Origin of the sequence: Flavobacterium sp. (genome assembly GCF_003525665.1) — a bacterium.
Taxonomy (GTDB): Bacteria; Bacteroidota; Bacteroidia; order Flavobacteriales; family Flavobacteriaceae; genus Flavobacterium.
Map to the genome: position 1 here is coordinate 1 of NZ_DQDX01000203.1, position 5,415 is coordinate 5,415.

At 33.1% G+C, this 5,415-nt stretch carries 6 protein-coding genes; 4 read left to right on the forward strand and 2 right to left on the reverse strand.

Features of this window, described 5'->3' with window-relative positions:
* The first annotated feature begins 203 nt into the window (after positions 1-203).
* The 3 genes from DIU01_RS14310 (at position 204) to ctlX (ending at position 2,539) form a co-directional block, all read left to right on the forward strand.
* Complete coding sequence (locus DIU01_RS14310; protein ID WP_290835606.1) at positions 204-1,118, forward strand: dimethylarginine dimethylaminohydrolase family protein; 915 nt, start codon at positions 204-206, stop codon at positions 1,116-1,118.
* A gap of 49 nt (positions 1,119-1,167) precedes the next feature.
* Positions 1,168-1,536: a four helix bundle protein gene (locus DIU01_RS14315; protein WP_290835608.1), complete on the forward strand. Its 369-nt coding sequence runs from the start codon at positions 1,168-1,170 to the stop codon at positions 1,534-1,536.
* 64 nt (positions 1,537-1,600) lie between these two features.
* A complete protein-coding gene (gene ctlX / locus DIU01_RS14320; RefSeq protein WP_290835610.1) occupies positions 1,601-2,539 on the forward strand; it encodes a citrulline utilization hydrolase CtlX in 939 nt (312 codons plus the stop codon).
* 87 nt (positions 2,540-2,626) lie between these two features.
* Here the strand turns inward: ctlX and DIU01_RS14325 are convergent, their stop codons facing one another.
* Both DIU01_RS14325 and DIU01_RS14330 read right to left on the reverse strand, forming a co-directional pair.
* On the reverse strand, positions 2,627-4,063 hold the full coding sequence (locus DIU01_RS14325; protein WP_290835612.1) for an SDR family oxidoreductase: 1,437 nt from the start codon (positions 4,061-4,063) through the stop codon (positions 2,627-2,629).
* 47 nt (positions 4,064-4,110) lie between these two features.
* On the reverse strand, positions 4,111-4,746 hold the full coding sequence (locus tag DIU01_RS14330) for a MarC family NAAT transporter (RefSeq protein ID WP_290835614.1): 636 nt from the start codon (positions 4,744-4,746) through the stop codon (positions 4,111-4,113).
* Positions 4,747-4,926: 180 nt separating this feature from the next.
* On the opposite strand from DIU01_RS14330, the gene DIU01_RS14335 reads away from it, so the two are divergent.
* Positions 4,927-5,292, forward strand: a complete 366-nt coding sequence (locus DIU01_RS14335) for a CoA-binding protein (protein ID WP_290835616.1) — start codon at positions 4,927-4,929, stop codon at positions 5,290-5,292.
* Positions 5,293-5,415: the final 123 nt, after the last annotated feature.

Here is a 5,415-nt window from a genome sequence, read left to right on the forward strand (position 1 = left end):
TCGCTATTTCAGGACAAGACATCTATAAAACTAAAAAAGCTTCACTCAACGTGAGGCTTTTTTTTATGATAACAATACTAAAATTAGTTATTTGATAATTTAACTACTTAATTAATAACAAAACTTCATTAATCAATCCGCTTTTTTTATATTTGTGAACACTTACACTAGTAAATCAGCTAAGTAAAGTTAAACGCTATTTTATGCTACAATTAAATGTAAAAAACGAAACCTCACGATTAAGGGCTGTGGTGTTAGGATCTGCATTAAATAACGGACCAACACCAACAAAAGAAGAAGCTTACGACCCAAAATCATTAGAACACATCATTGCAGGAACATATCCTATTGAAGAAGATATGATTTTAGAAATGGAAGCTTTTAATAAAGTTTTTCAGAAATATGATGTTCAAGTTTTCCGACCAGAAATGATTGAAAACTACAACCAAATTTTTACACGCGACATCGGATTTGTAATAGATGATGTTTTCGTAAAAGCCAATATTCTACCTGATAGAAATAGAGAATTAGACGCTATTCAATATGTTTTAGACCAAATAAATCCGGCTAAAATCGTTCGTCCTCCAGAGGAAGTTCATATCGAAGGTGGTGATGTAATGTTATGGAACGATTATATTTTTATTGGAACGTATAAAGGTTCCGATTATAAGGATTATATCACAGCAAGAACCAATATGCAAGGAGTTCAATACATAAAAGATTTGTTTCCGAATAAAATTGTAAAAGAGTTCGATTTAGTAAAATCTAAATTAGAAGCTCGCGACAACGCATTACATCTTGATTGTTGCTTTCAGCCTGTAGGAAAAGACAAAGGAATTATTTACAAAAGTGGTTTCCGTGAAGAAGCAGATTATGTGTATTTAGTGGATTTATTTGGCAAAGAAAATCTGTTTCACATTACACGTGACGAAATGTATAATATGAATTCTAATGTGTTTTCAATAGATACCAACGTAGTCGTTTCTGAAAAGAATTTTACAAGATTAAATAACTGGTTACGCGAACAAGGTTTTACTGTAGAAGAAATTCCGTATGCCGAAATTGCAAAACAAGAAGGTCTTTTAAGATGCTCGACGCTTCCTTTAATTCGTGATTAAAAAGTTGTCAGTTATCGGTTTTCAGTTATTTACTTTATAAATTGTTGTAATGAGTAGTTATCAGGATTTAGATATTTACAAAATTAGTTTAGCATTGTTTTATGAAGTGCATCCAGCTTCGTTACTTTTGCCTAAATATGAAATGTATGAATTAGGAAGCCAAATTAGACGCTCATCAGATTCAGTAAATTCAAATATAGTAGAAGGCTATGGTAGAAATCGATATAAAGCCGATTTTATCAAATTCTTGGTATATTCACATTCAAGTTGTTTAGAAACAAAAGGACATTTGATTAAAATAAATCATTTATATAAAGATTTAATTCCTGAAATTGATAGATTTATAACTGATTATGATAATTTAGGAGCAAAAATATTTAACTTTATAAAATATGTTGAAAGCAATTGGAAAACTTAAAAGAACTCTCGACAAAGATTGTTAACAGATAACCGAAAACTGACAACAGAAAACAAAAAATAAAATGAATCAAACAACAAACTCAATTTTAATGATTCGTCCGGTAGCGTTTAGAATGAACGAACAAACGGCGGTAAACAATTATTATCAAAAAGTCCTTGACGGATTAACTCCAGAAAATGTCAATGAAAAAGCACAACAAGAATTTGATGCTTTTGTAAACAAACTAAGAATGGTTGGTGTTGATGTAACTGTAGTAGACGATACACTAAATCCAGACACGCCAGACAGTATTTTTCCGAACAATTGGATTTCTTTTCACGAAAATGGTGATGTAGTTTTGTATCCAATGTTTGCCGAAAATCGTCGTGCAGAAAGACGTGAAGATATTCTAGACATTCTGGAAGACAAAGGATTCCAAATTAACGACGGAATTATGGATTACACCCAAGCCGAAGAAGATGGGTTTTATCTTGAAGGAACTGGAAGTGTAGTTTTAGACCGTGAAAATGGTAAGGCATACTGCGCACTTTCACCTCGTGCCGATGAAGAATTATTCATAGAATTTTGTGAAGATTTCGATTTAAATCCGATAATTTTTGAAGCGTATCAAACGGTTAATGGCGAACGAAAATTAATTTATCACACCAATGTAATGATGTGCATCGCTGATACTTTTGCGGTAATATGTGCCGATTGTATTGATGATAAAAAAGAACGCAAAATGGTTCTTGACAGTTTAAGATCAGATGAAAAAGAAATTATTTTAATTACTGAAGATCAAATGAACAACTTTGCAGGAAACATGCTGGAAGTTTTAGGATCAGATGAAAGAAGATATTTAGTTATGAGTTCATCAGCTTACAATGCATTAACCAAAAAGCAAATTGCACAATTAGAAGAACACATCACGATTTTACATTCAAGTCTAGATACTATCGAAGCTTGTGGCGGCGGAAGCGCACGTTGCATGATGGCAGAAGTTTTCTTGCCTAAAAACTAAATAGTAAATTTTCAAATTATAAATCCCAAATTCCAATCTGCTAAATTGGAATTTGGGATTTTTATATTGGGATTTAAACTTCCAACTTTACTTTAGTGGTTCCGCCTTTATAATATTATCAATCATTCCGCCGAAAATAAAAAAGTGAAAAGGCACTAACGAATACCAATACAACCTGCCAAAAATTCCTCTTGGTCTAAAAGTTGCAATTTGATGTAACGTATTTTCTTCATCAATTCTAAATTCGAGCCAAGCTTCACCTGGTAATTTCATTTCGGCAAAAAGCAACAATCGTTTTTCTTCTTTATTAGCCAATAGTACACGCCAAAAATCTAAGGCATCACCAGTATCCAAATGTCTTGGGTTAGTTCTACCACGACGTGTTCCAACGCCACCAACAATTTTATCCAGAAATCCGCGTGTTTGCCACATCCAATTTCCATAATACCAACCGCGTTCGCCACCGATGGTCCAAATATTATCCAATGCTTTTTCAATATCAACTACTTTCCTAGTCTGGTGATCTTTCAAACATCCGTATTTCGGAATCTGAATAAATTCTGATAAATTATGCTCAAATCTTCCACTTACCAAACTGTCTTTCCAACTCGAAATCACTAAATTCTGTTCGATTTTTACGAAAGCCAAATTGATAGCATCAACGTACGTTATTGGTTTGATTTTTAAAATTTTCTGAAGTCGATTGTCCTTGCAAACCACTTCCATTTTCATGCTGTTGACTAAATTAATCGCCAATTTATAGGAAGTAGAAGTCACAAAATACAACCAATAAGAAGACAATTTTGGCGTCATAAATGGTAGCGTGATTATAGCCAATTTTATCTTTCTCGTTTTGGCATACAGCAACATCATTTCTTTGTAGGTTATGACATTTGGTCCGCCTATATCAAACGAATCGTTGTAGCAATCTTCACGCAATAAAACACCAATTAAATACTGAATTACATCTCTAATAGCAATAGGCTGACACTTGGTTAAAACCCATTTCGGAGTAATCATTATCGGTAATTTTTCGCATAAGTCTCGAATGATTTCAAAGGATGAACTTCCAGAACCAACAATAATTCCGGCTCGTAAAACGGTAGTTTTAAAATTACCTTCAAATAAAATATCTTCTACATTTTTTCTTGATTGTAAATGTTTAGAAAGAACATGGGTATTTACAATTCCGCTTAAATAAACCACTTGCTTTACACCAATTTCGTTCATGTAAAGATTAAAATTATGAGCAGCTTTCGATTCGAGCGTATCAAAATCGGTTGTTGATGATGTCATCGAATGAATCAAATAATAAGCAACATCAATATCTTTGGGTAGATCAGAAAAATCAACTTCATTTAGAAAATCAACTTCCCAAACAGTAATGGCATCAAGCGTTGCTTTGTCGAGACCTAATCTCATTTTGTCGCGAACACAACACACTACTTCATGACCTTCTGTAAGTAATTCGGGCAAAAGTCGCCTTCCTACATAACCATTTGCGCCAGTTAAAAGAATTTTCATAAGTACAATTTTGTATAAAGTTAATCAAAATTGTACTTAAACAGTAGTTAAATTCCTCTAATAATTGATAAGACCGAACTTATAATATATTGAATTCCAATTGCAACAGTCAAGAAACCTACAATTCTAGAAATTGCTACAATTCCTGATGCTCCAAGGAATTTAGCTAAGTAATTGGCACTTCTTAAAATAATAAAAATAAGTAAAGAAACCGCAAAAATTGCAGCTACAGAAGCAGATATTTCAGCTGTATTGTTATGGTCTTGATAGTAAGCAATTAATAAAGAAATAGAACCCGGACCAGCAAGCATAGGCATTGCCAAAGGTGTAAGCGCAATTGAATTTCTGTTTTGAGAATCTTCTTCAACTTTTTTACTAATTCCTTTTTGCTTCTTCGGATTAGCATTTAGTAATCCAAATCCCGAACTAGCAATCAAAATTCCACCAGCAATTCGAAGTGCCGAAATCGTAATTCCAAAAAATCGCAACACATATTCACCAACAAAAAAAGAGATGATTAGAATAATACAAACATTAATTGCCGTCCATAAAGAAACTCGTGAACGCTCGGCTTTCTCGTAATCTTGTGTCAATCCAACAAAAATCGGAATCGCACCAAACGGATTTAAAACCGAAAATAAAGCACCAATCAAGACAAAAAATGTATTAAAAAAAACCTCCATTTATTAATGTTTAAATTATCTATTAGCAAAGATAAACAAAGAATAGTTTCTAAAGTTAAAATAAAAAACAATAATCATTACTTTTGTAAGATGAAATCGCAACAAACACTACTTTTGTTGTAAACAAATTTCAAATAGGTCAGTACCATAAATGACCTCTAAAAAATAACTTCAAGATTTATGAAAAATAAGAAAACACTTGTACTTGGCGCTTCCACAAAGCCAGAAAGATATGCCTTCAAAGCCATTACTATGCTTGTAGATAAAGGTCATTCGGTGCTTGCAATAGGTCAAAATCAAGGAGAAGTTGCCGGAGTTTCCATCCGAACTAAAAATATTCCATTGGCAAATATCGATACCGTAACGTTATATTTAAATCCGGTTCGCCAACGAGAATACTACAATTACATCATCGAAACCAAACCAAAACGAGTAATTTTCAACCCAGGAACCGAAAATCCCGAGTTTTATCAGTTGCTAAAAGCCAATTCAATCAAAGTAGAAGAAGCTTGCACCTTGGTTTTATTGACTACAAATCAATATTAATTTAAACTTGTTGTCAATTTAAATTTTTGTCATGCTGAACTTGTTTCAGCATCTGGAGCGAATGGCTCGGGCTTTATCAGTGATGGTAATTCCTGCCGCCATTGCAATCTTTTTTCAATTGCC